Origin of the sequence: Pseudogracilibacillus sp. SO30301A (assembly GCF_037072025.1) — a bacterium.
In the GTDB taxonomy this organism is placed as follows: Bacteria; Bacillota; Bacilli; order Bacillales; family Amphibacillaceae; genus Pseudogracilibacillus.
In genome coordinates this window covers 80,756-107,673 of the sequence record NZ_JAXHDD010000007.1, presented here as the reverse complement: position 1 = coordinate 107,673, position 26,918 = coordinate 80,756, and the positions used below count along the sequence as shown (strand labels likewise).

The window sequence follows — 26,918 nt, the reverse complement described above, 5'->3', positions numbered from 1 at the left end:
TATTCCAAAAGCAACTTACTATACACCTTTCCCCTCCATCTATTAATAAAAAGTTCTAAAAATATTCTCTATCCTTCTACATGGCGTTGTAACGATTCATTCGTTATTAACTTAGAATAAACGCTCGGTCTCCGATGATTAAAACAAGGTATTTTACCTCTTACTTGGTCAATATAACCTAGGTCAAGATTTTCTATGATAATCGCTTCTTTTTCTGGAGCTCTAGCGAGTACAGTTCCCCATGGATCAATGATCATACTATTTCCAAATTCAACATGGTCTGGAGGAGCAATTCCGAATTGACCAGCAGCTACTATGTAACATTGATTTTCTATTGCTCTTGCTCGCAAAAGAATCTCCCAATGATGTGCACCAGTGTATAGCGGAAATGCAGCGGGAACAAATATGACTTTACTACCTCGGAGAGCTAGTGAGCGGAATAATTCAGGGAAACGAATATCATAACAAATTGTCATTCCTACAGTCCCAAAATCGGTATCTGCTGTAACAACATCTTTCCCCGGTTTAATCGTATCTGACTCCTTAATCGTATATCTACCTTCAAATATTGCATCGTATAAATGCAATTTTCGATAAGTTGCTATAATCTCCCCATTTCCATTAATAAGCATACTAGAGTTATACACACGTTTATCATCTGCCTTTTCAAGGATACTTCCACAAAGTAGGTAAATATTGTATTCCTTTGCTACACTTGCGAAGGCATTACTTGTTGGACCGGGGATTGTTTCACCTAACATTACTTTTTTACTTTCTTCCCCCATAAAATCAACATATTCTGGTAACACAATAAATTCCGCACCATTATTGGCTGCTTCTCGCACATATTGCAACGCACTTAAAATATTCTCTTCCTTATTATCTTGAGGATTCAATTGAATTGCAGCTACTTTCATCCTATATCTCCTCGTATTTTCATATTTCTGTTCTCAGTAAATTACTTTCGATTAAACTTTATTTTGGAAAACTTCCTTACAATTCCATCAGGCATAAACATAATAACTAAAACAATAATCAGTCCATAAATTACTAATCTATAATCTCCTAATACCCGCAGATATTCGAGACCAATTACAACTATAAATGCACCTACTACTGGACCAGCAATTGTCCCTAGGCCTCCTATAACAACGATTAGTAAAACTTGCATCATAATATCAATACTAATTGCTGATGAAGGTGTTAATACTTGGACATAATGAGCGAATAAGGAACCAGCAACACCTGCAATAAAAGCACTAACCATGAACACATATAATTTATGTTTCGTTAAATTAACCCCTAAACTTTCAGCTGCATCTTGAGATTCTTTAATGGACTTAAGCGCTAATCCCTGAGGTCCCTTTACTATCCTTAAGATGACAAGGATGGTAATAAAAAATATGATTAAAATAAGATAGTATATATTTATTCGATTTGCTAAGTTAAAGCTAATTGTGCCGATACTCGTAAAAGCTGGAATACCACTTAATCCTAATTCTCCTCGTGTGAGATCAACTAGATTACTAGCTATAAGTTTAGTAATTTCCGCAAAACCTAAAGTTAAAATAGCGATATAAGGAATAATTCGTAGTCTTAAAACTGGTAAACTAATGAAAGCTCCAGCAATTGACGCAAATAGCCCGGCGATGATCAATCCAAACCATGGAGATATATCTAATCTCATCGACATAAGTGCAGATACATAAGCACCTAACCCAAAGAACGCTTGATGTCCAAATGAGAATATCCCAGAGTAACCGGCAATTAGGTTCCAGCTAGAAGCTAAAATGGCAAATATAAGAGACAAAATTAAAATATGCAGAATATAGCTTTGAACAAATAGTGGAATTATTATTAAAAATAAAGCCCCTATTAAATATCCCAGTTTATTTGTTTTATACCAAGCTTTATGTTTTTCCATCAATATATCCTCGTTTTTGATATTTTGAATGTTTTTAAAGCCCAATGACTACCACTCCTTTGTTCCAAATAACCCGGAAGGCCTAATCCATAAAACTAAAATTAGTAATGAAAATGCTATTACATTTTGCCATTCAGATGAAAATACTATGATTCCTAATCCTTCAAGGATTCCTAATCCAATCCCTCCAACAATAGCTCCTACTAAACTGCCAAGTCCACCAATAATAACAACTGCTAACGCTTTTAATAGTAGGTCTGATCCCATCCAAGGGTTAACGGAATAAATTGGAGCTAGCATAATTGCAGCAACAGTTGCTAAAATCGCACTAACACCAAATGCAATCATATAGATTAATTTCGTATTAATTCCATAAAGGGTTGCAGAATCTCTATCCTGTGAGGTCGCCCTTAATGCTTGTCCAAAACGGCTGTATTTAAGAAATCCCCAAAACAGAACAATAACTAATACCGCCACCATAAAAATTAATATACGTTGAGCGGACAATCCGATTCCAAAAATATAAATATTTGCATCTACATAATAAGGAATGTTTTTAAATCGTTCGCCCCAAATATTAAGTGCTAAATTTTGTAATAAAACAGAAATCCCAAACGTAGCAATCAAGTGGCTTTCTGTCCAACCCGGCTTTTCCATCAAATAATGAATAACCACCCTCTGTACAATAACCGCTGCAATAAATACAATAGCGATACTGATAATTCCAGAAACGAATGGATTAATACCTGCGGATACATTTAAGAAGAACATGAAAAATCCGCCCAACATATAAAATTCACCATGTGCTAAATTTAGCATTTTCATTGTACCCCAAATTAATGACAAACCACTTGCAATTAGAGCATACATCGAACCAACGATAATTCCATTTAAAATTTGCTGTATCAAAAGTTCCATAACATCCCTCCTCGTGCTTATAAACCTAAATATGCTTGTTTAACGTATACATTATCCATTAAGTCTTCTGCATTTCCTTCAAGTACAATTTTTCCTGTTTCCATTACGTATGCAGAATCAGAGATTTCGAGAGCGACGTTGACATTTTGCTCTACAAGTAAAATAGTTATACCTTCTTTATTCAGATTTTGTAATAGTTCAAAAATTGACTCAACAATTTTTGGTGCTAATCCCAGCGAAGGTTCATCTAACATTAAAATCTTTGGAGTACTCATCAGTGCGCGCCCAATTGCGACCATTTGTTGCTCTCCGCCAGACAGGGTTCCCCCATGTTGCAGTCTTCTTTCTTTTAAACGTGGGAATATTCCATATACATATTCTAATTTTTCCTTTCTTTTCCCCCAAAGTGATTTCTCAAAAGCACCCATTAATAAATTCTCTTCTACGGTCATTTGTGGAAAAAGCCTTCTCCCTTCCGGAACATGGGAAATCCCATGAGAAATAATCATATTAGGAGGAATCTTGTCTAAACGCTTATCACCATAGAAAATTTCACCACTTTTGGGGCTTAACAATCCGGAAATCGTCTTTAGAGTTGTTGTTTTTCCTGCTCCATTTGAGCCTAAAAGGGCCACTGTCTTTCCTTCTTCAATTTTCATTGAGAGATTATGGATTACTTGAACATCCCCATAATAAACATTGATGTCACGAATATTAATCATGTTATTTTATCCCTCCTAGATAAGCTTCAATCACTAGAGAATTCTCCGAGACTTCTTTAGGTGTTCCTTCAGCTAATACTTCTCCGTAGTTTAAAACGATAATTCGATCAGATACCCCCATTACCGCCTTCATAACGTGTTCAATCATTATGATTGCAATACCACTTTCCTTAATTTTCTTTATAATTTCTACAACTTCATTTCCTTCAGCGGGAGTTAATCCACCAATTACTTCGTCAAGCAAAAGTACTTTAGGATCGGTAGCAAGAGCACGAGCTAATTCTAATTTTTTAAGATTTCCAATCGATAAACTCTTTGCTTCAAAGGTTTTAATATTACTCAATCCTACAAACTCTAATATTTCCTCTGCTTTACTTCTTGCTTTTGAAACAATAGTCTGTTTCGTCCCAAAATATGAACCTACCATGACGTTTTCAATTAAATTCATGTTTTGAAACGGCTTTGTAATTTGAAACGTTCTTGCAATCCCCAAATGACAACGTTGATCAGGTCGTTTTGTAGTTATGTCTGTACCATTAAAGACAATATTCCCTGTATTAGGCTTTAAAGCACCTGCAATGACATTAAACATTGTTGTTTTCCCAGCACCGTTTGGGCCAATTAGCCCAAGAATTTCATCTTGAGCTAATTCCAGTTCAACATCTTTCAATGCAACTAAACCACCAAATAGCTTGCTGATCTTTTCCGCCTTTAAAATATAATTTTCGCTCATAATCTACCTCCATTTTTAAAACGTGAACGACAAGCAATTATTTTATCCATGGCTGTGGCTCGTATTCTGAAGTTGCTATATTTTCCGGCCATATAATCTGATCTTTGCCATCTTGAATTTGTGCTGCTGGAACCGGAAGGAAATCTGGTCCTGCTTTAACGGTTTGATTATTTTCATCAAACTCATATATTCCAAGCATCCCTTCTCTACTTATCTTAGATAGTTCTTCAACAATTTTTTCAGAATCAAGGCTTCCAGCTGCTTCAATAGCACTCAAAGCATTATTCATATAGTCATAACCTTGGGCAGCATCAGCATTTCCTTCGTCTCCATAAATTTCTGCATATTTCTCTTCAAATTCTTTTTGTTTTTCAATTAGTTCAGGCTGATAAGAAATTGGCTCCCAAATTAGTCCATTTGCATCTTCCCCAGCTTGCTCCATAAATTCTGGTCTAATAGGATAATAGATTGCTAAATGCAAAGCTTCCACGCTAGTTTCATTAAATTGCTTCACAAGCGCAACTCCAGAAGATACAGCCGTAAAACATGTAATAAGTACATCTTGTTTTAGTGATTTTAACTTTGTTAACTGTGGATAGAAATCGGTATGTCCTACTTCAACTGTTTCAAAAGCTACTTGTTCCCATCCATCTTCTTCAAACAATTTTTGCGCTTCAGCAACATTCGAACGACCATAATCCGTATCTTCTACTACGAATGCAACTGTTTTATTTTCGGCTTCAAAATCACCATCTTCAATTAATGTTTTAATTGTTTCGTATGCCCCTTCACCATATGCCTCACTACTAAAGTTACCTTTCCAGAAGAATTTATATTTTTCTGGATCCTTTTCTATTTTTTCTGAAATAGCACTACTAACTGGTTCACCACTCATGATTGGTTTTTCATACTGGGAAGCTAATTCCATAACAGCCATCGTTACAGAACTTGCAAAAGCATCGCCAATTAAAAAGTCAACATTATCATTATTAAATAGTTTTTCTGCAGTACTTACACCTTCTGAAGGTTGCCCTTGGTTGTCTTCAAAGATCATCTCAACAGGTAACATTTCTCCATCAATATTAATTCCCTCCTTTTCATTCCATTCTTCAACCGCCATCTCCATTCCTTGCTTTAGGGCTATTCCAGAATTTGATGTTGATCCCGTAAGTGGACCTGTTATTCCAATTTTTACCGAATCCGCTGTATTACTAGTTTCCTTGCTACATCCCGCTAAAATCAGCGTGCCAATAAGAAAAAGATTCATAAGTACAATTACTATTCTTTTTCTTTTCAAAGTAATTTCCTCCTTATTATTCACTTGTGTTATTGATTTTAAGATTTAATTTTCGTGATTTTACTCTTATTTAAACAGTAGAGAAAATCAACCTTGCTTTCTCAATGTTATGGAAATTCTTGATGTTAGTGCCTTACTATTTGTATATGGAATTTAAAGAGTGATTCTTGTATAAATATCGATTAAAGCTACTTTTTAGTTTCTCTCACTTTACACCAATCTAAAATAAATGTAGCGATTGTCTTTGTTGCTGTCTTTAACGTATCTAGATCAATATATTCATTTGATCCATGCATATTTGCACCCGTTGCCCCATAGCAAGTAGATGGAATACCAAATTCCTCGAAAGCACGAATGTCCGTAGTTGCTGTAAAAGCGACCGTTTCAATTTCTTTATCTGTTATAAACTTATGTGCGGAAGCAATCGACTTGAAAAGCTCAGCATCACCCTCATTAGCAAAGCCCGGTGCACTAAATCCAAAAAATTCAACTTCTGGTGGTGTTTCCTTTAACCACTCGTCTTTTTCAGCAGCATTCAAAATCCACTCTTTTACTTCCCTTTGTACAACCTCAGGAACTTGTTCAGGATAAAAGCCTATGCGCGCTTCGAAAATACATTCAGAAGGAACGTTGGATGGCCAATCTCCTCCTTTTATTACACCAACATTGACATTTAGTGGGTGTGGATGAAAGTCATAATAACTAGGTTTGGGTTTATTATTAATATATTCTCTATATTCATCTAGAGCCTGGATTAAATAAGATGCTTTATTAATTGCATTAACTGCTTTTTCAGCCCTTTCCACATGAGCCCCGGCACCTCTAACTTTTACTCTAACCCACAAAACACCGACTTGTGCTTTTAACGTCCTTAATTCGGTTGGCTCCGTAATTAAAGCACCATCAGCTACAAAACCTTTATCTAATAAAGCTAATGCCCCATTTCCGGTACACTCTTCTTCTGTCACCGTCTGAATTTGAACATCTGCTCCCAATTTTATACCTGATTTCTGAATTGCTTTAACTGCATAAATCATCGCTGCAACACCAGATTTCATATCACAGATACCACGACCATACATTTTGTTATCAATAATAGATGGATTATACGGATCTGTATCCCATAAAGATTCAGGTTCTGCACTAACCACATCAATATGGCCTTGAAGTATTAGGCTCTTTCCAATCTTTGATCCTTTAGTCTTCCATTCCCCTACAACAACTGGACGATTTTCATAAGACCATTCTGGTTGTCCAAAATTCTTATAAGACGAAAGTCTCTTTGGATCTGGATCAAAAGAAGTTGTTTCCAAATCCATATCTTCCAAATGCTTTTGAATAAAATTTTGAACACCAATTTCATTTCCTAACGTACTTTTATATGTTCCTAATGATTTCAAGAAAAGTAATTGTTCTTCCCAACTATCATCGATTATTGCTTGTACTCTTTCTGCATACTTTGTCTTTTCAGCGCTATACATAAAAACGCTTCCTCCAATCTATTGTTTAAGTTTAAGTAAACCTTTGAAGTAATAGTGCATCCTTAATAACTAACTATATCTATCAACCCCTTTTACAAATTATTATTACGATTGACTTGCCGTCTTTGTTATTCTTTCAACTCTCCTAATACAAGCGTCCCTATTCTAAAATATCACCCCGATAGGAAAATATACCCTTGCAGTTCGGTTGATCATAAATACAAAAATAGAAAATACAAAAACCATGTTAGCGTTTGCAAAATTATAATTAAAAATTCTAGTTAATCAACTTCATCTCCTTATGTTATTTGGTAACCCCTAAATTCTCTTATGTAACTTTTTACAATTCACCTCCATACAGAACTTATGCACACACAACGTGTGTACAAATGCATGTTAATATATAAAAACCAAATTGTCAACACGAATTGAGTGTTTTTGTAAAAAAGATTTCATTTTATGATAAATTCAAATCGAATTGGAGTGAAATATATGAACTCGTTCGGACAAAGATTAGAAAATTTAAGAGAATCTCTTGGGTACACGAAGAAGGAAGTTAGTCTTAAACTAGGTTTTACTGCGAATGTTTATGGATCCTATGAAAGAGGAGAACGTAGACCTACACTAGAGACTTTAATTAAATTGGCAGACATGTTTGATACAAGTCTTGATTATTTAATTAAAGGTAATCAAACAACCTGCAACAACTCACAATTTGAAGAGAAAATAATGTACATATTAGAAAAATACAATATTAAGAATTTTTCTTTCCTTGATATAGATAAATGGGAAACTCTGTCTAAAAAGGAAATAGAGGAAATTAATCATCATTTTGAATGGACAGTACAAAAGGCAAAAAATCAAAAAAGCACTGACAAATAATTGACTTTTGTCAGTGCTTTTTGGATGGATTTTTAAATAGCCACAAATTTGTCTTTCTATATTTACTCAAAACTATATGTAACTCTTCGAATAACTTGACTCTGCTTTTTTATTATTAAACACCGCTTCTTTCGTACTACATTGGACACAATGATAATTATGCTCCTTCAAATACATCTACATTTGCGTTTATATTATCGATAATGCCTAAAATTTTTCTAACATCCTGGATATTATCCTCAAACAACTCAGACACACTACCTAAAGTTCTAAACGGATCCTGCTGTAATACTTGCTTCTCTAAATAACCTTTAGCAACAACATAATCAATGATTTTTCTTACAAACTTAATTTGGGTAGCATTTAATCTCTCTTCCGTTAAAAACTCAGAAAACGCTGCATTTACTGCTCCGCGATCCAAACCTACAATTTGTCTAACAAGTCTTGTGATAGGAGTGTCGCCGAATTCATTTTTATAATCTTCCTGGGTACCCAACTCATTCCACAAAATGTTCTCTAAAAATGCAACATCATCTTTTGTTAATGGCTTATTATGCCTTAATTTAAAAATAGCCATTTCATTTTGATGCTCTTTTAAATATTGATTCACACGTTTTTGATAGTTTCTCAAATCATTTGAACCGTAAATAGGTGTCCCGTCCACAATTACGTCAAATGTGTCTTGGAAATTAGTATAATATGTTTTCCGAATTTCTTTTTCCAAGAACTGTACTAATTCGCGCATTACCTCGCGCACTTCTTCTAATTCAAATATAGTTGCTTCATCCCAAAACACTGTTGATTGAACATTTATTAATAATTCTCTGTTATCGTTAATTTTTGGTATCGTTCCTATTTCACTTAGTTTTTCCGCTGTATCAACTACTGTTCTAATAGCTTTTGTTGCTTTGCGTGACGTCAAATACGCAATTTCTATTGTATACATTACATTGTCAAATCGTTTAGCCATCTCATCATCTTCATCTGGGATAATTAAAGGCGCTACTTCTTCCTTTAATTCTCTTACATCATTAGTCGTCAAAGCTTCCCATACATCTTCACTTTGGAACTTATGAACATATTTAATGTTCATTCTCACTTGGAAATTTTCTTCATTTAATCTTCGGACCTCTATAAGCAGTTCATTAATTAGGCGGTTACGATGGGTAATATAAGCTTCTTCCTGATAATCTAGTGCCTGCAATTCTTTAATGATTTCTACTCTTAGATTAAATAACCTTTCCGTTAAACTAACAACAACATTTCCTTCGATTCCTTTAGGATTTTCTCTAAAAAATTCAAAGTTCCCAACATAGTCGAAGATAAGGAAGTATTCTTTATCTTGCCCAGGGCCGAATAAATCTTCTGATAACCTTGTGCCACGGCCAATCATTTGCCAGAACTTTGTTTTTGATCTTACTTTTTTAAAAAACACTAAGTTAACAACTTCTGGGACATCAATTCCCGTATCTAACATATCAACCGACACAGCAATATGTGGTTCGGAATCCTTCACCTTGAAGTCATCAATGATGGAATGAGCATATTTAATACTGTAATCTACTTGCTGACAGAACTTTCCACTATAATGTGTATATAGATGATTAAATCGATCGACAATATGTTCTGCGTGTTTTGCATTTTTTGCAAAAATGATCGTCTTTCCAATTCGATCTCCACCAGCAACTTTAATCCCTTTTTCCATTAACTCATTTAATACGTGATCAACCGTATCATTATTAAATAACCACTCATTTAGTGCGGAACCACTTATGTACTCAGAGAATGTTTCTTCTTCATCAAACGTCTCTTCATACATTTGTTTTTCATCTTCAGATAAATCATCATAATAAATGCCTTCTTCCATAAATTTAGAAACAGATTCTATTGTTCGATAATCGACTAAATATCCTTCTTCAATTGCTTGTTCGAGTTCATATGCATACGTCGGATTACCTGATTCAAGACCAAAAATTTCGTATGTATTCATATCTATTTCATCTTTAGGAGTTGCTGTTAATCCAACTAACAAGCTATCAAAGTATTCAAAAATAGCACGGTATTTCTTATAAATACTCCGATGGCTTTCATCGATAATGATTAAATCAAAATGCCCTGGCGTAAATAAAGTTATCCCGTCCTCACGCTTCGTTCCATCAATTGCATTCATCATTGTTTGATACGTAGAGAAAACCACTCTAGATAACTCTGGACTCTCTTTATCATCAAGTAAATTACATAAACTAAGTGATGGTACTAAATTATTAAAGGAGTTTTTTGCCTGTCTTACTAACTCTTTTCTATCGGCTAAGAATAATACGTTCTTTACCCAGTTATGACTTACTAGTACATCCACAATCGAAATAGAGACTCTTGTTTTTCCCGATCCCGTCGCCATTACAAGTAGGGCTTCGCGTTGTTTCGATTCAAATGCTTCACACACATTTACAATGGCTTCTTTTTGATACGCACGGTTCGTTATGTCATCTTTTATTTCAATATTTTGTAATGAACGTTTTAACTGTCTCCGTTCCATCAACTTTACTAAATCAGGCTTGGAGTACACACCAGATACTTTACGATCTGGATATTCCGTGTCATCCCAAATCCTTGACTCGAAGCCATTTGTTAAAAAGATAATTGGACGTTGACCATGCATAGCCTCCAAACAGTCAGCGTAAAGTTTTGCTTGTTGTTTTCCTTGATTCACACTAACTGAAGTTCTTTTTGCTTCAATAAGTGCTAGAGGCTTACCGTTATCGCCAAATAAAACGTAATCAACATACCCGACACCTTTTGAGTTAGGCATTCCTGTTACTTTATATTCGATTAAAATATCTTTATCGAACGTCCATCCTGCTAATTTCAAATCAACATCGATATAACGTTTTCGTGTTTCATACTCAGAAATCTCGTCCACTTTAAAGTCATAGTCTTTTTCCTGTTGGTTGTGGATACGGGTCTCTGTAACTTGTTTTCTAAGCTTCTCGTTTTCAGCGATAATGTCTTCCAATTTACGATCTTTCGCGCTTAGTTTTTCAAATAAATCTTGATATTCTTCTTTTCGCTTCCGAGTTTCGCTACCTGTTAATAACACTTCTTCATTAAACGGTTTAGCTGTGTAGTCAACGGAATAACAATAATCAATCCAGCTCACAAACTCGTGTAGGTTCCGTAAAGCAGTGATTGCTTCATCCCTTGAAATATTAGAATTCGTATGCACAGCAACATTTCCCAATTTCACAATATAGCGAAGTAAAGGGAAGAGGTCATTATCAATGATGTCTCTAAATGTTTGTTCGTGTATTAAAGCTGATAATCTATCATCGTAAGGTAGTTTTAAGCCTTCATCAAAGCTATACGTCCATTTCACTGCAAGCTCTAAAGCCCTCCTCGACAAAATAGCTGTCGTAGCAGGGCTGATTTGTAAGCTTTTCTCGGCTTCAAGACAAGCGCTTGTAAATGGTTTATATTGATCTTTTTCTTTTAAAAATTCAAAGTTCGTCATTTGTAGCACCTCTTTCGTACTTCAGTTGCATACTTTTAAGTTGTCTTCCTTGAATAGCTCTCCGCTAAAGGCTTTGTGTAATATCGAATCATAAAGCATATTCATTTGATTCATCCCTTCTGAAAGCACATTAATTTGTTCTTCAATTTGTTGAACGATATTTGCATACTGTTCTTGATAAGTAAGATTAGGAATAATAATTTTTAATTGTTTTAGATTTTTTTGAGAGATATTAGACATTGATTTAGCACTTCCACTAGCAAGTTGTTTAATTTTTTTCCTGGTAGAAGGATTACTTAATAATTGCCATAAAAACACTTTATTTAGACCCTCTTTTAATTCTAATCTAAAAATAGTATCTGGGAAAATTAAGTTTTTTCTAGTTCTAAAAACAAATGCAGTAGTGCCAACTAATTCTGGAGTATTTTTTCGATTAAAGAGAAGGTCGTTATTTCTTACCTCGAGTTCAACCTTCGGATCTATATTTTGAGGCAGAGCCTTATTAAATTCAAAGTTATAATTCCCCTGAGTAATCGCACTCAACTTTAAAACTCCCCATTCATCGCCGACTATCTCTCGCGAGTGACACTTGGGACTCCAACCACCTTTAATATTGAGTAGGTAATTACCTAAAACGTCCTCTTTCCATCTTTTTGGATTAGAATTAGGATCGCCAAACATATCCAAGAAAATACTTTGTTTTAAAGTCTGGAAAGCTTCAATTTGTTGTTGTCGCATAATTAGTATTAACTCAGTAGTTTTCAAAGCTTCAGTGATTTGTTCTTGCATACTTTTTGAAGGTACAGGAATTTTTATTTTTTTAAAACCAGCATTATTTAAAGCTTTTTGAGTTGCTCCTTTTGCTAGTTTATCTTTTTCGTTTTGAAAGTACTTAGACTTTAAAACATAATAAATATATTCTGCGTTGACTTTATTCGTATCTGGTTTTAAAGTGAAAAATCCTGTCGAATATATATAATCCTCGTTTTTTTCATCGATTAATAATACTTTTTCTGTTTCTTTCATTTTTGCGAGTAGGATTTCTCCTTTTTCTACCATACGATTTGCCCTTGAAGGTTTTTTAATATAATTAACGTCTGAAAACGATACAATTTTACCATTGCTCACATCACCAGTTGCAACATACCTTTTTACTCCCTCATACTCTTTGACGGTTTTATCATTTAAGTCACATACATCCAATATACTAATGTATTTCATTTATTTCACCAACTCTTTTTCAAGTGACGATATATTTTCTAATATCTCGTTTTCTAGCATTTTAATTTCTTGTATTATTTTAGTTGGATTTATGTATTCAATTTTTTCATACTCTACTTCTTTATATTTGTTAATCGATAAATCATAATCATTCTCTTTAATTTCTTCAAAAGGAACTAAGAATGACTTATCTATTCGCTTTCTCTCCTCTTCCTTATCTAAATTATGGAATCTATCAATAATGTCTGGAATATCATTCGCGTCAATTGGATTCCGTTTATCATCTAACGAAAACCCATCGCTCTCCATATCATAAAACCAAACATTATCCGTTCCGCCAGACCCTGTCTTTGTGAAGATTAGAACTCCTGTTGAAACTCCTGCATATGGTTTGAATATTCCGCTCGGCATGCTAATAACAGCCTCTAGTTTATTGTTTTCCAAAATTTCTTTCCGAATTGCTCTATGGGCATTTGATGCACCGAATAAGACACCATCAGGTACGATTACTGCAGCGCGCCCGCCTTTCTTTAATAAACGTAAGAATAAAGCTAAGAATAGTAGTTCCGTTTTCTTTGTTTTCGTCACTTTTAATAAATCATCTGACACGGCATCATAATCGAGTGAACCTGTAAAAGGTGGGTTCGCTAATACTAACGTGTATTTTTCTTTCTCTTTATTTTGCTCATTTAAACTATCCTGATAGCGAATGTTAGGATTATCAATACCGTGAAGCATCATATTCATCGTACTGATTCTTAACATAGTCGTATCAATTTCAAACCCATTAAACATCGTATTATGGAAGTGTTCTTTCAACCCACTTGTGTAAAACAAATCGTTATGGTTTTTTCTTAGATACTCACTAGCCGATACTAAAAATCCTGCCGTACCAGCTGCTGGATCAACAATTGTATCTTGCGGAGTTGGCTTCATTAGCGCAACCATCATATCAATAATTTGTCTAGGGGTTCTAAATTGTCCGTTTGTTCCGGAACTCTGTAATTTTGATAGTAGATACTCGTATAGATCCCCTAATGAATCAACCTCACTGTCAGCACTCGTTGTCTTTGGCAGGTCACTAATCCCTGCGACAACTCTAGATAATAAAGCAGGCGATGGAATCACAAACACGGCATCTTTAATGTGCTCTGAATATGCAGATCCATCTCCACCCATTCCTTTAATAAATGGAAAAACTTTATGAGAAACTATTTCAAACATTTCTTCCGGACCCATTTGTGAGAATGTACTCCATCTAAGTTCTGGTTGATTTTCAGGAAAAATTCTCTCATATGGAGTTCCTAATAACTCCGAATCCGCTTCTCTACGTTTTTGTTTATCGTCTAATCCTTTTATATAAAGTAGATATGTAAATTGTTCAATGACGGTAAGTGGATTCGTAATTCCACCAGTCCAAAATGACTCCCAAATTTTATCGACTTTATTTCGTAATTCTCCTGTTATCATTTTGACACCCCTAGATATATTTCCGTATTATAAGACTATTATACTATAACAGTACGCCCTACTCCATTATTAAATTAACCAGACGGAAATATTAAATTAACCTTTAATTTCCATATCAAGTAGCTCTACTATTAAAAACCTCACTCCCATTCGGCTTAAATCTAAACCGAATCCCGAAATCATCAAGAGGTTTTAAATAGGATTCAATTTTTCTATCACCAATCACCCAAGTTAAGCCACCTTGATCCCGTTGATCAATGTACTCAAGTTCGTGTTTTTCCAAGTAAACAATCAGATCATCTTGTTCCTCTGAACAGCTTTTTCTTTCACTTGAACAGATGTCCGGGCTTCAACTGCAACCAATTTTTCCTTCTCCAAAACAGAAGTTTGAGAATTAATACTTTCTGATAATCCTAAATGTCCTTCCCCTTGAACTACAGTATTAGAATAGACGGGCGCCACTTCCTGTTCTTCTTTTTCCATCGCCTTTCTTTCAAAAAGTCGGCAAATCTTTTTCTGAAATCACTTGCGCTACATCATAATAATAGCTTAAGTAAGTGATAAATAGCTTTTTCAACTCCTCTTTTTCTAGCATTGGAGCCATAACAACAGGATAACTTTTATTAAACTCGAAGATTACTCTTCTGCCATACCTTTCATCATCCCCGAGGTCTTCGCGTCCTTTTATTTTTGCTTTCATCAGTTTTGATAGTTTTAATTCATCAATGATATCCAAAATATTAATTAAAAACATATCGTTCCTGAAAACTTCATACTTAATGATATAGTTATAAACATCTAAGTTATCGATAATTAACTCATAATATCTTTTGCGTTCTTCTTCGTCGCTAATATTGTCGTGGATATATTGGGCTCCTAATATACTCTTATAAATATAGTTCTCCCAATCAAATTTTTTAAGAACAATATTTCGGAATTTACTTATCCCTTCCTGCACTTCAGGGTAATGTTCTAAAATATAATCTCTTTTATGCTGCACAAGTAAAGAGTGCCAAAATGTTTCTTCCATAATGACATCTCTTTCTGTATCTAGATAAAATGCCGCAATTGTACGAAAGGCTTTGAGAAAGTCTTTTCTTTTTTCTGCCTCTGATCCTTTTGCCATATAGATTGGAAAATCAGGCGCTTCCTTTATATTAACAACTTTATTTGAAAAATAATCATTGTTCGGATCGATTTTATCCTTAAGAAAATCTTGATAAAGTTGTTCATTTTCTTTATATCCTCTTTTTAACAGTTTAACTTCCATCCGCCTCTAACCCCCTAACCGCAGATGTAAATCTCTCGATAACACGGTCAGAAATCGTATAAATGACTTCATCGATATTTTCCATATTTAGCTCGGTTACTTGTTTTTTCTTCATTAAGTTAAATAGCTTTAAATCCAGTGCCCCTTCTGGTTCTTCCATATCTTCTAAGTCAACGTCTCCTTCTTCCCCATTATTCATGATAAAAGCTTGCAGAGCTTTGGATAAACCTGCATAAATATATACATTATTTAACGCATTACTTTTTCGAAGATCATTAAATTGAGAATCCCGGTTTTTATAATGGATAATAATCGTTTCCTGTCCAAGTTCTAGTTTGATATCAGATGTTAAATTCTCATCCAGCTTTTTTTCAAATAGTTCAAACGGCTTTTTAATATTGCCATTAAATTGAACGACATTTGAGTAACCTAACAATGAAAACTTCTCAACACTCAACTCATCTTTAAATTGCATGTAGAAGTCATTTAAATCCTCATTGTGGGAAAAATTAATAGTTTCCAAAGCTTGAATATGCAATTGGATGGACGTCTGATTGTTTAGGGAGAGACGAGATTTTTTTATTTTCACTTGTTTCTGCCCAGGTGTAAGCTTATAAAATTTATTATCTTTCGTTTGGATGATAAGGATTATTTGAGCTTTCCCCTCTGCTATTAATTGTCTTATAAACTCGGAATCTATTTCATAACTGAAGTCAAAAAAGTAATAATCAACATTGTCGCTAACGTTCACATCTAAATCAAAATAATTCTCTTCATAACTGTCAGAGGTGTTTGCTAAGACTGGATATGGAAAGTTTGCATCTTTTCGGTAAATCATCTGTTACACCTCCACATAGTAAACGAATTTTAAAGATCGATTAAATGTATTATTCAGCTTCATTTGAAGGTTAACAATGCCATCATTGATTGGTACATCTTTAATGATATCTTCTTTATAAGCGCACGTTTTTCCAGTACTCATGTCACGAATTTCCTTGTAGTTATCATGTAGATTCACTTCATCCTTATATTCATTTCCCATACCATCAATGATGGATAATGCAATATCACATGATTGAATACCATTTAATTGCTTACTTTTTGTAAAATCAAACTTAATCATTTCTCTGTCATTTAAAATGACTCTTTGCACCATTTCTGGATGGGCGCTATAGCGTTCTTTTGTTTCCTCAGTAGTCGTATCAGCTTCATCATTGCTTTTTTGCCATTTTAAAGGATCCCGTTTACGTTTAGTTTCGGTATTTTTGCTTTTTTCCCGTTGCCCTTTATTTTGTTTTTTATTTCGTTTTTCTTTTTGGCGTTCGTTTCCAGAAGATTTTACTAGTGATTTCCCCTTGCTCACTTTTACTGTTCCCATACTGCTTTTTAAATCTTTTTTTAATTGAACTTCTGCTACATACAAAATATCTTCGGTTTCCATTAACCCATCTGTAGGGTTCAGCTGTTGGATTGCTTCATCAATTATTTTAGCAATTTCTCTAGATAAATTATTAATAAATCTAGTCGCTTGCCGATTTAACTTCGGATCATTAAAGTTATCTTTTGACAGTTTCGTATGTGATTCATTTTCCAGTGACTTTAAATAGGCATCTTCTTTTAGTCCACCTATCAGTACAGCGTTAAATGGCTTCGTAGCATTTCCACTAACAGTAAAGTCCTCTATCTTCATTCCTACTGTCCGAATGATGCCTACTCTACCTCTAGGAATTCGCTCATCATATCTAAAATAAAGATTGAAATGAAAATCTTCCTTTATGTTGTTTACAACAATTTCTTTAGGTCCCATATTTAAATACGTATCAAAATATAGCGGTGTAAATTCTTTCTTCGCCTCTGTAATTTCTTGATTATAGTATTCTTGGTTTTTAATATATTGTGATATGGTATCCTTCGTAATTACTTTGTCATTGACATGTAGTTCTAATTTATTTTCTAATAACGCTAAAAAAAAATTGTCACAAATACTTTTAATGATGCCTTTTTCATCATCGTATTTCTCTCGTAAATAAGGAATCACAATTTTTAAGCCTCTTGTATCCTTTTTAAAAACTTCATTGAAATTATTTTCGTAAGGATAAAATTTCGATTTATTTGAAGAAAGATCAACATCTGTGAAATATCCAGTCGATCTGTACGCTTGATTTTCATACTCATGCTCCACTAATTGAACGGTTCCGCCTAAATGCTGATCACCATTAGCGTCACAATTGGCAAAATACATGACATGTAAATCAGAAGCTGCATTCGAGGCAATTTTACCAATTCCGTGCGAACCACCTCTGGCAACTTCCCGCTCACTATCCTCTTCTTCAAAATGAACGCCTTTATTGTAGGCATAAATGCTCCACGTATCTTTTTTTGATCCACTTTGCCCGTTTCTTGCTCCAGTAAGCCCTTTCGTATTGATATCTTCAAAAGAAATATAGCGAACTTCTTCATCATCAAGTCTTTTCTTCATATGATTAATCGTTTCTTTTGTATAGTGGTTGTGGCCTTCTAAGTTTCTAATTCGTTCTTTCACATCTTCAATTCCTGGGATATCATTTTTATTAATCGTTCCAGTTTTAATTTTTACAATCACTGGCTTTTCGGAGTTTGGTAAATGTCCATCAAGAGAGTTTTGGATATTTTCTCTTGTCAATCCGTTTATACCCATTTCAAAAAAACGTTCTAACGTCTTATTAAAGTTTGATTCTTCTATATTTGGAATCGGGGAAAATTTCCATCTGCTGTCTTTAATCTTCTGTAAGTCCAATCCCGACACTCTCCTATACTAGATTAGTAGCATTTTCGAAATGCATTTTGACTTTACTCGAAAAGTCCTTGCATCATACTAAACCAATTCTTTTATTTTCTCCTGTTGCAATTCCTTTAATTGCTGGAAGAAGTTGTCTACCCTACCCTTTCCAACACCTTTATACTTTCCAATAATGACTAATTCCTTCGGTAAATCCTGAACAATTAAAATCCCGTCTTCATTTAATTGATCAATTAACCTAGGAGCTCCAGTAAAGTTTTCCTTATTGATCGATTCTTTTCCAAATTCCTCTGTTACAACAATTTCATCGCCATTATAGAAAAGGAACAACTCACCAGGTCTCGTCTGTATTAACTTTCTACGTCTAATCTCTTCATCTATAAATTGTTTCAACTCATGAAAAAAGGTTTCCGTATGTGTTTCATTACGACGTGTAGTTCTTTCGTGCAAGTTATCTAAGGTTGCCGGTAATTCACTTATCAATCTAGCTTGTTGCTCTTCATTCAATCGAAGTAGATATCCTTCAGATTCCTCAAATCTTTGCGGCAATAAAAATGCATCTCTTAAAAAATGCGGAATGTTTAATGTTTCTTCTTTATATGTAATCGTACGTACAGGCGTGAGTCCAGGTTCTTCGTCCATTGGTAAAGACAATGGTTCTTTTGCTGCAACCTTTTCAACTGTGGTTGCAGCAATTTCAGTATGGGCGAGATTTTCTTCATTCATTTCTTTTGGTTGTTCTCGATCAATCGATTCTTTCAATAATTCTTCAATCTTCTTGAAACGAATATTTATTTCTTCCAAATCGTAAGTAGACTCGGCTTTCATAGTCGGATCTACATATTCTGGAACTTCAATTTTGTGGGAACCATACACTTCGACAAACCACTTCACGATAACATAAATATGTTCCCAAGCAATTAGTGACTCTGAAAAGCGAAACTGACGAACATCATGTGCAGCAATATTTCCAAACTTTCTTACCTCATGTAAGGCTTTTCTCACTTCATCCGTTAATAAGCCTCCCTCATCAAGATCTTCAATCCGTTCTTTTATTGTTAAGTAAGGTTTATTATCCATATTTTCATGAACCATCACTTTTTCCATTAATGACTCAATTAATGTTCGGCTATGTGTCAACATGGATCGAGGGCTATTATAAATAGTCCCTTCTAATTCTTTCAATGTACGAGCTAATTCTTCTGATACTGGTTCTAAGAATTGGTAAAAGTAATTCGACATCCTACTACCCCTCTTATATAAATTTATATCTATATTTATTCTAATTTGGTAAATTCATAGTAATATTTTATCATGAAAGCAAGTGAATTATTACAAATGTATAATAATGTAATAAAATATTACCTTTTTAATATAACAAAATAACTATGACACTAACAGAGATTAAATGTTCGGTTTACATTTATTTGTTTACCTTCATATAATAACGTTTGTATAATCAGGGAGAGACTCTTGGTGATTCACCTGTTATTACCTCATACTAGGCATCACGTCTAGCATGGCAATTAAACTATGAGGGTTTTGATAATGTCGCTGTTCTAGATGGTGGTTTGCCTAAATGGACTGAAGAGGGAAAACCAGTAACTACAAAGCCAGGATCCTACCCTGAAGGAACTTTCACGAGCAAACGTCGTTCAGAGTTATTGTCGACTAAAGCTGATGTATTAAATGCTATAAATGATGAAAATGTCATTCTGATTAATAGTTTAACAGAAGCTGATTTTAATGGTGATACTGATACATATAAACGCAGTGGTCACATCCCAGGAAGTGTAAATGTGTTTTTTGGAGATCACTACGATGCGAAGACAAGAGAACTTTATAATGAGGTAAAATTACGAGAAACATTTGATAAGGTTGGTGCACTTGATCCGAATAATAAGGTAATCACATATTGTGGAAGTGGTATTGCAGCGACTTGGAATGCACTCATCCTTAATAAACTAGGACAACAAAATGTAGCGATGTACGATGGTTCTATGACAGTATGGGCACAAGACCCATCTTTACCGTTAGATAAAGTAAAAAGTAATTCAAGTCTAAGTTTCTAAACATACCGAATTACAGTGTTATTTTACCTTTTACTTGATATAAACAAAGCGTCAAAGATCTTCTAAATAATGCGGATCCTTTGACGCTATTATTTTTATGTTTTGATAACAAATGTCGTTATAAATGGAAAAAAATCTTCAAGATATTACTTCTAAATGATGAGATAATTTATAAATATTTAAATGAAGGATTCTATATGGAGTGTTTCCTTTGGTATCCCTTATGTAACATCAAAACAGATCAACCATTCCTTCCACCCTCTCACATCACCTATCCATTAAAAATAATCTTTTATTATACAATAGATAAATCACCATTGTCAAACATTAACTTGATACATTTTGGAATATATGATATTATAGATTTAGAATAGTTTTGAGCCAGCAATCGATAATCGTACGCAATTTCTTCCTGGTAGAATTTGAGTGCGATTTTTTGATTTGAAAACTTGTTTTCGTCATATTAAGCCAAATGACTTTGTTGAAAGCGGACTGATTCAAAATAAAAATCAAAATATACTAAATAAGGAGAGTTGTTTAGTGAATTTAATTAATGAAGAAATAACTCATAAAGTCTTTGGTAAAGGTAATATCGTGGATCATGATGACTCTATTGTTACCGTCGATTTTAATGAAGATATTAAAAAATTCGTTTTTCCTGATGCTTTTGGAAAGTTTATCATACTAAATGATCGGAGTACTGCAAAATCTTTGAAAAAAGTCATTTTGAAAAGGGAAAAGGAAGAAGAGGTACTTGAAAGGAAACGCGAAAAAGAAAAAGAGCAACAAGCGCTTGAACAAAAGCGGATGGAAATAATAAAGAACCATCGAATTCATGAAAGCTCACAAATTGTTTTCTGGCTGGACGAAGAAGAGCAGCAAAATGTATTTACTAACTGGCAAGTATCTACTGGCAAGGTTCAAAGTGGAAAAAATAAAGGTCAGCCAAATAGAGCAGCTCGTTTGGGTCCGAACAGCGCAGGTCTTCTGACTTCAAGAGAGGCGAATCAAGCAGAAACAGAAAGACGGATTCTCGGTCTCTACATGGTAAATGAACTATTTTCCGGCAATATAAGCGATGATGGAATGGTTCCAGCTCATTCGGAATATAGAATCGAGCTTACAGATGAGGAAGCAGATAAAATGCTTTTCTGGAATTATTATATTAATGAGAACTATCCTCATCGTACCACTTGGAATTCTGGTAAATTTCGTTATTTCGATAATGTTTGGACTGCTCAAATTTTAAAAGATATCATGGAATTAAAAACGGATGAAGAAGAGATCAAAAAAGTTAAAAGCTTCCTAGAATACTATTGTCAAATGAACGCCCTTGACATAGATAATATTCCGGAGCCGAACGGGGCTTTAAAACAATAATAATAAGTTGACATTTAGGGAGGGGTCACCGAGTCTAAAAACGTCTATCAAAATTCTTTCCTAAGCCTCCTCCCGCTTAGGATATAAGAATTGACATAAAAAAACAGAAACGGTGATTTATCCGCTTCTTTCGTTTAACCTTACGCTCCACATGTAAATAAATAATCTAATTTTTTAAGTTCGTAACAGCATTTTTTCCTTTGGTTTGCCATGATGCTTCTTCTGCTCTAGAAAAAACATTTCTTTTTCAAGCTTTGCAGTATAAAAATGAAATATCTTTTTCTAATCCTGAAATCTTATCTATTGGATGCTGAGGTGATAGCGTATTTGGTTAAAATAATCATTTTTTTGTTTTGTAAATCCATGATAACATCAAACTGTTTTTTCATAGACTTTTATCTTGGTTGCATATTCTCTAACTTAGCTACTATAATCTCAATTGTGTTTACTATCATTTTTTTATATTTCTTACTTGCTTTAATTCCTCTTGCATTTCTGATAATATTTCCATTTCTTATTATACATAATGGATCCCCTCGTATACAATTAACTCTGCTTTTCTCAGTCAAATAAGCTACTTATTTAATGTAATTTATAAGAAAATTGCTTTCCCATTATTACTTTAACAATCAATCGTGAGAAAGCAATCTTTAAGCTAGCAACTTATTGATTAGCTGCTTAATTCCCCTGTTTTCCATTGCACTAGCTTCCTAATGTTCTATTCAACCTCAATTTCGAATACAAACGGCTTAAAATCTAGCTCATAATCATCCGAATGGGCTTCTGAATGGAATGTTAGGGAATCTGTGTTTTCATCGATTGCAGGGAATGTTAAGACTCCTTCAGATTCAATCCCTGATAGGATATCATACGGTATTTCCGGTAGTCCCGATTCATAATTATCCGCTACTTCAAATTGATTATTTCCGGTAACTAATTTTGCACCGTACGCATCAAAGAAAACGGTATCAACTGTGTTATTAGAAAGTTTCACATACACTCTAGTTTCGTTTTCTGCAATATCAATTTTTTGCAATTCCACTTCTACCCCGTGTTGTTTGATTGTTTCATTAACTTCTATTTCCTTCAAAGTTGGAGAAACAGCAGTAATTGAATAAATGTTCACAAATTTTTGATTACCTAAATAAAACAGTTTTAAATTAATTGTTTCAATTTTTCTGAAAGGCTGTTTTGTTTAATACTAATCGCAGCATAACATTTAATTGATCACAAAAAACTGTAAATTAATTCTTGCAGCCATGGTATTTACTATTAAAAACAATCACATTTTGTTACCTATAATTTCTCACCAGCTAATGTCAACGCATTTTGATAAACCTTTTTAGAAATATTAAAATTATAATCCATCAATGTATCAAGAAACACCTTAACCTCATTTATTAAGCCTTTTTCCTTAGCAAAAATCAAAACACCAACTGTTCCAATAGGGCGTAGTAAAAAGGTTTTCGCAAGTTCTCTAGCAGATTTTTCGTCTATTACAACAATTTTAATATCATGTTCCTTCGCTCCAACAATCACCTCAAGTTCGCCTTCGTGAAGCTTTCCATATAATTTATTTACCAAATTACTATTTTCAACTTTCAATAGGTGAAACTTTTTCTCTACGATCATTGCTTTTAGTTCCGCTTTGCCATGAACACTTATAGACTCACTTAATACTACTTCTCGATAAACTGCTTCTGGGACATAAACCTTTTCAAATAAATCAGAAAGAAGATGGAACTGATCAATGATAGACACCCCAATGATAGGGGTTGCATTGGAGATAACCCTATTCTCCATCACTAGTTTCTCCTAACATTTCCTTAACCACCCGTTCATCGTCTTTTAAGTGTTCCTCTGTATATTCCATCCAAGGTATATTTTTCGAACGTAATAAATCAATAAATTCACTTAAAGATTTTCCTGCTAATTGAGCAGCTCTTGCCAATGTTACCTGGTCATTTACAAACAACCCAAGTGCTAAAGAGACTTTCGCCTTCGCATCCAAATTGGGACCTTCTAGTTCATCGAGTAAAGGATAAAATTCATTAGGGACATTTATTTGGAAAGAATCCATTGCCATTAGGATCACACTCCTTTATTTATATTCTATTTTACCATCTTTTAACCTTCTTCAACAGTACTGAGGTGATCAATGTACTAGCAATACTACCTTTAAAATTTTAGCGTGGGTATAACTGTTCAAAATATACCCATAATCAACAGACATCAAAACAACATTGAAATATACTTCTTCATTTCCGCAGCGGTTCTTAACCATTTATTCACCTGGTTAGCTTGATGATCAGCTTTTTCTAAACCTTCCGCTACTTTTTCAAAAAACTTTTTTTCATCTTCATTTGTGTTAACGAATTTTTCCTCTATATTCACTTCTGTTTGCTCATTTGTCATTTCTTCTTTTTGTTTTTCCTGTTCATATTCATATTTTAATTCTTCCATAATTCCAATTTCTTTTTTTCCTGATCGATAGAAATCAAAGTTTCTTTTTGGTAATTTTGAATAATCCCTCCATGCATCATCTTTGATAATCATCATAATTAAATCCAGTTCAGAATCCACTCGTTCTACGATAGTGGCGAGATATTGGAATCGATTATTATGGAGCAAAAAATCTCTAAATGAATAAAAGTCTACAACATTTTGACAATGTAAAAACACTTCAAATTCCATGTCTAATAACCTTTTTTGAATAATATCAGGTAATTTAATAAAGGAAACTTGTAGACGATTAGTAAAATAGTTGAGTTCAGGATGAGTTATTTGATATTTACCATCCTTCATCAAAAAGGAATTTATATACTCTAACAACACGCTATAATACTTACCAAATTCCTTTTTAAACTCTTCGACTGACTGGAGTATTTCTTTTTCCAAACTTATCGTCTCCTTTTTCGGTATGATATATAAGAAAATTGCTTTTCCATTATTACTTTAACAATCAATCGTGAGAAAGCAATCTTTAAGCTAGCAATTTATTGACTAGCTGCGTAATTCCCCTATTTTCCATTGCACTAGCTTCCTAACGTTCTATTCAACCTCAATTTCGAATACAAACGGCTTAAAATCTAGCTCATAATCATCCGAATGAGCTTCTGAATGGAATGTTATGGAATCTGTGTTTTCATCGATTGCAGGGAATGTTAAGACTCCTTCAGATTCAATACCCGATAGGATGTCAAACGGTATTTCCGGTAGTCCCGATTCATAATTATCCACTACTTCAAATTGATTATTTCCGGTAACTAATTTTGCACCGTACGCATCAAAGAAAACGGTATCAGCTGTGTTATTAGAAAGTTTCACATACACTCTAGTTTCGTTTTCTGCAATATCAATTTTTTGCAATTCCACTTCTACCCCGTGTTGTTTGATTGTTTCATTAACTTCTATTTCCTTCAAAGTTGGAGAAACAGCAGTAATATAATCAATAACTTCTATGGAACTTGCTTCAACTACGGGAGCAATAACTGTTCCACCCATCAAATTCTCCCCTTCAAACTCGTCAGTTACAATACCTTTAACCTGTACGTAATCATCTGTATGAACTTCAACGTCTTCATAATCAAAATAAACAATAACATTATGCTCTGAGTTTTCAGGTTTTGCGAATACTTGTAAATAAACAGCATCTTCATCACGCTCTGGTTCGGTAAATACTTGGCCAGTAAATTCCACTTCATATCCCTTATAAGCTTTCGGATCACTATACATCGTGTCAAATTGCTCAGGTTCGATAACACCTTTTACCGATTTTTCTTCTTCATTTTTTTCCGCACTGCTACTGGATGTCGAATCATCTGATCCACAAGCAGACAATACGAGTACCAATAAAAAACCCATCACAAACCATATTCTTCGCATATAAATCACCTTTTCTATAATTTAATGCGATTCCGGAATCGTTCTTTTTACTCATGAGTAATTATAATATATCAAAATACTTTTTAATTAATAGAGGACAAATGTTTGATAGACATTTATTCGTATACCTACTAATCTAATAATGGTTTTAAGCTATATGTAAGTCCTTATCGTAAACATTTATTTTGCCCTCGATCTTTTTTGTTAAAAATATTGAAGAAAATAAGATAAATCAATAATTTATGGGGTATGACAACATGAAAAGTTCTTTTTTCTACTATTATCTGTTGGACTACTTCTATCTGCATGCGGGTCAAATGAACTACAAGAAGAAATTGCAGCGAATGAAGAACTGGCAGAATTAAATGCTGAATAAGGAAAGGTTGTAAGCGATGAGGAGGATTTTTCCGATGAAGAATCTGTTACCGGAGAGGACTATCTTTCAGATGCAGAAACAGAAGCCATTGACTTAGACGAAGTGAGAGAATTATTGGTGAAACAGATGAACTAAGAGATGTCGTGATAGAAGATGAAGTGATTAAAGCAGTTATTGAAATAGGTGAAAATGATAATTGATGATCCAAGTATGCTTGCTGAGACAGTTTATAGTAGTGCTGGTGAAGAATTGCTTCCTTTTTAAGGTCGGAACGTTTTAACGATAGAATTTATTGATATTGGAACTGTTTCGATGGAGCGCAGCAAAAAGGAAAAAATGAATTTGGCGAATATTTCCCTTCCGAGGTAATTGAACAGCTTGAATGTTAGCACTCATTTATGTGAGTGCTAGATATTTAAAAAGGTCTTTTACTCTCCAACTTAAAAAATCATTTTTGCTACTTATTTATCCTTTTTAGTCATTGCATAAAAAACTTCTTTAGGATTAGGATCATGTTCTAAATATCCACCATAACGAGAAACAAGTAGACCATAATCGTATTTCCGCCTGATGATCCATACATCTTCATAGTTTATACTTTCCCAAAGAACTTTAAAATGCTTTAATACCCAAATCCCATCTACAATATATATTGGGCCGTCATCATTTCCTAGAAATAAATAAACTGGCTTCTCCACAATGTTTATTCCTTGTACATATTGTATTACTTCTCTTTCCCCAACTAAATTCCTTTCTGAAACTTCCATATTTCATAATAACATTATGTGAATGTAATTCTTTATGCCATTTCTTATGAACATTTTCTATGATTTTTTCCAATTTGGGAGTGATAACAAAATCGGCATTTTCTATCACGTCAGCTAAGGAGCTCTGCAGTAAATTAATAAGTTCTTTTCTCATTTGTTTTTGTTTATTTACTTTAATTTTTTGCTGTAACAAGATCTTCGTTCATTCATTCATTCACCCAAATTCTAATCTG

At 33.9% G+C, this 26,918-nt stretch carries 24 protein-coding genes; 3 read left to right on the top strand and 21 right to left on the bottom strand.

All coding sequences use genetic code 11. The features are described from left to right. Positions 1–68: 68 nt before the first annotated feature. The 7 genes from SPD89_RS05950 to SPD89_RS05920 all read right to left on the bottom strand — a co-directional run bounded on the left by SPD89_RS05950 (position 69) and on the right by SPD89_RS05920 (position 7,075). Entirely contained in the window at positions 69–917 is an 849-nt protein-coding gene (locus SPD89_RS05950) for a carbon-nitrogen hydrolase family protein (RefSeq protein ID WP_336261045.1), read from the bottom strand. Positions 918–958: 41 nt separating this feature from the next. After that, positions 959–1,924, bottom strand: coding sequence for a branched-chain amino acid ABC transporter permease (locus tag SPD89_RS05945; protein ID WP_336261044.1), 966 nt, complete (start codon positions 1,922–1,924; stop codon positions 959–961). 48 nt (positions 1,925–1,972) lie between these two features. Continuing rightward, positions 1,973–2,842, bottom strand: a complete 870-nt coding sequence (locus SPD89_RS05940) for a branched-chain amino acid ABC transporter permease (RefSeq protein ID WP_336261043.1) — start codon at positions 2,840–2,842, stop codon at positions 1,973–1,975. Positions 2,843–2,859: 17 nt separating this feature from the next. After that, positions 2,860–3,564, bottom strand: a complete 705-nt coding sequence (locus SPD89_RS05935) for an ABC transporter ATP-binding protein (protein WP_336261042.1) — start codon at positions 3,562–3,564, stop codon at positions 2,860–2,862. Position 3,565: 1 nt separating this feature from the next. Beyond that, complete coding sequence (locus tag SPD89_RS05930; RefSeq protein ID WP_336261041.1) at positions 3,566–4,297, bottom strand: ABC transporter ATP-binding protein; 732 nt, start codon at positions 4,295–4,297, stop codon at positions 3,566–3,568. Positions 4,298–4,334: 37 nt separating this feature from the next. After that, positions 4,335–5,594: an ABC transporter substrate-binding protein gene (locus SPD89_RS05925; protein ID WP_336261040.1), complete on the bottom strand. Its 1,260-nt coding sequence runs from the start codon at positions 5,592–5,594 to the stop codon at positions 4,335–4,337. 188 nt (positions 5,595–5,782) lie between these two features. Then, entirely contained in the window at positions 5,783–7,075 is a 1,293-nt protein-coding gene (locus SPD89_RS05920) for an ArgE/DapE family deacylase (protein ID WP_336261039.1), read from the bottom strand. Between the two features lie 492 nt (positions 7,076–7,567). Here SPD89_RS05920 and SPD89_RS05915 point away from each other — a divergent pair, with 492 nt between their 5' ends. Next, complete coding sequence (locus SPD89_RS05915; RefSeq protein ID WP_336261038.1) at positions 7,568–7,957, top strand: helix-turn-helix domain-containing protein; 390 nt, start codon at positions 7,568–7,570, stop codon at positions 7,955–7,957. A gap of 157 nt (positions 7,958–8,114) precedes the next feature. On the opposite strand, the gene SPD89_RS05910 is transcribed toward SPD89_RS05915, so the two are convergent. The 8 genes from SPD89_RS05910 to SPD89_RS05875 all read right to left on the bottom strand — a co-directional run bounded on the left by SPD89_RS05910 (position 8,115) and on the right by SPD89_RS05875 (position 19,447). Then, positions 8,115–11,465, bottom strand: coding sequence for a DEAD/DEAH box helicase family protein (locus tag SPD89_RS05910; protein WP_336261037.1), 3,351 nt, complete (start codon positions 11,463–11,465; stop codon positions 8,115–8,117). A gap of 21 nt (positions 11,466–11,486) precedes the next feature. Next, positions 11,487–12,686: a restriction endonuclease subunit S gene (locus tag SPD89_RS05905; RefSeq protein ID WP_336261036.1), complete on the bottom strand. Its 1,200-nt coding sequence runs from the start codon at positions 12,684–12,686 to the stop codon at positions 11,487–11,489. Further along, positions 12,687–14,156 (bottom strand): type I restriction-modification system subunit M, encoded by a 1,470-nt coding sequence (locus SPD89_RS05900; protein ID WP_336261035.1) that lies wholly within the window; start codon positions 14,154–14,156, stop codon positions 12,687–12,689. Between the two features lie 291 nt (positions 14,157–14,447). After that, positions 14,448–14,639: a hypothetical protein gene (locus tag SPD89_RS05895; RefSeq protein WP_336261034.1), complete on the bottom strand. Its 192-nt coding sequence runs from the start codon at positions 14,637–14,639 to the stop codon at positions 14,448–14,450. A 10-nt stretch (positions 14,640–14,649) separates the two neighbouring features. Continuing rightward, entirely contained in the window at positions 14,650–15,426 is a 777-nt protein-coding gene (locus SPD89_RS05890; RefSeq protein ID WP_336261033.1) for a hypothetical protein, read from the bottom strand. Further along, the gene (locus SPD89_RS05885; protein ID WP_336261032.1) at positions 15,416–16,264 is read right to left on the bottom strand and encodes a hypothetical protein; all 849 of its coding nucleotides are present in this window, start codon (positions 16,262–16,264) and stop codon (positions 15,416–15,418) included. The genes SPD89_RS05890 and SPD89_RS05885 overlap by 11 nt, the downstream gene beginning before the upstream one ends. Before the next feature lie 3 nt (positions 16,265–16,267). Further along, positions 16,268–18,202: a hypothetical protein gene (locus SPD89_RS05880; protein ID WP_336261031.1), complete on the bottom strand. Its 1,935-nt coding sequence runs from the start codon at positions 18,200–18,202 to the stop codon at positions 16,268–16,270. 78 nt (positions 18,203–18,280) lie between these two features. Continuing rightward, positions 18,281–19,447: a DUF4145 domain-containing protein gene (locus tag SPD89_RS05875; protein WP_336261030.1), complete on the bottom strand. Its 1,167-nt coding sequence runs from the start codon at positions 19,445–19,447 to the stop codon at positions 18,281–18,283. A 329-nt stretch (positions 19,448–19,776) separates the two neighbouring features. On the opposite strand from SPD89_RS05875, the gene SPD89_RS05870 reads away from it, so the two are divergent. After that, on the top strand, positions 19,777–20,277 hold the full coding sequence (locus tag SPD89_RS05870; RefSeq protein ID WP_336261029.1) for a sulfurtransferase: 501 nt from the start codon (positions 19,777–19,779) through the stop codon (positions 20,275–20,277). 540 nt (positions 20,278–20,817) lie between these two features. Then, positions 20,818–21,657 (top strand): malate synthase, encoded by an 840-nt coding sequence (locus tag SPD89_RS05865; protein WP_336261028.1) that lies wholly within the window; start codon positions 20,818–20,820, stop codon positions 21,655–21,657. Positions 21,658–22,375: 718 nt separating this feature from the next. On the opposite strand, the gene SPD89_RS05860 is transcribed toward SPD89_RS05865, so the two are convergent. The 6 genes from SPD89_RS05860 to SPD89_RS05835 all read right to left on the bottom strand — a co-directional run bounded on the left by SPD89_RS05860 (position 22,376) and on the right by SPD89_RS05835 (position 26,616). Next, on the bottom strand, positions 22,376–22,783 hold the full coding sequence (locus SPD89_RS05860) for a hypothetical protein (RefSeq protein WP_336261027.1): 408 nt from the start codon (positions 22,781–22,783) through the stop codon (positions 22,376–22,378). Positions 22,784–22,953: 170 nt separating this feature from the next. Continuing rightward, entirely contained in the window at positions 22,954–23,460 is a 507-nt protein-coding gene (locus tag SPD89_RS05855; RefSeq protein ID WP_336261026.1) for a DUF3368 domain-containing protein, read from the bottom strand. Then, positions 23,450–23,743, bottom strand: coding sequence for a UPF0175 family protein (locus SPD89_RS05850; protein WP_336261025.1), 294 nt, complete (start codon positions 23,741–23,743; stop codon positions 23,450–23,452). The genes SPD89_RS05855 and SPD89_RS05850 overlap by 11 nt, the downstream gene beginning before the upstream one ends. Positions 23,744–23,889: 146 nt before the next feature. Continuing rightward, positions 23,890–24,555, bottom strand: a complete 666-nt coding sequence (locus tag SPD89_RS05845; protein ID WP_336261024.1) for a hypothetical protein — start codon at positions 24,553–24,555, stop codon at positions 23,890–23,892. 153 nt (positions 24,556–24,708) lie between these two features. Continuing rightward, positions 24,709–25,542 (bottom strand): DUF4352 domain-containing protein, encoded by an 834-nt coding sequence (locus SPD89_RS05840; protein ID WP_336261023.1) that lies wholly within the window; start codon positions 25,540–25,542, stop codon positions 24,709–24,711. A gap of 837 nt (positions 25,543–26,379) precedes the next feature. Beyond that, entirely contained in the window at positions 26,380–26,616 is a 237-nt protein-coding gene (locus SPD89_RS05835) for a hypothetical protein (protein WP_336261022.1), read from the bottom strand. Between the last annotated feature and the right edge of the window lie 302 nt (positions 26,617–26,918).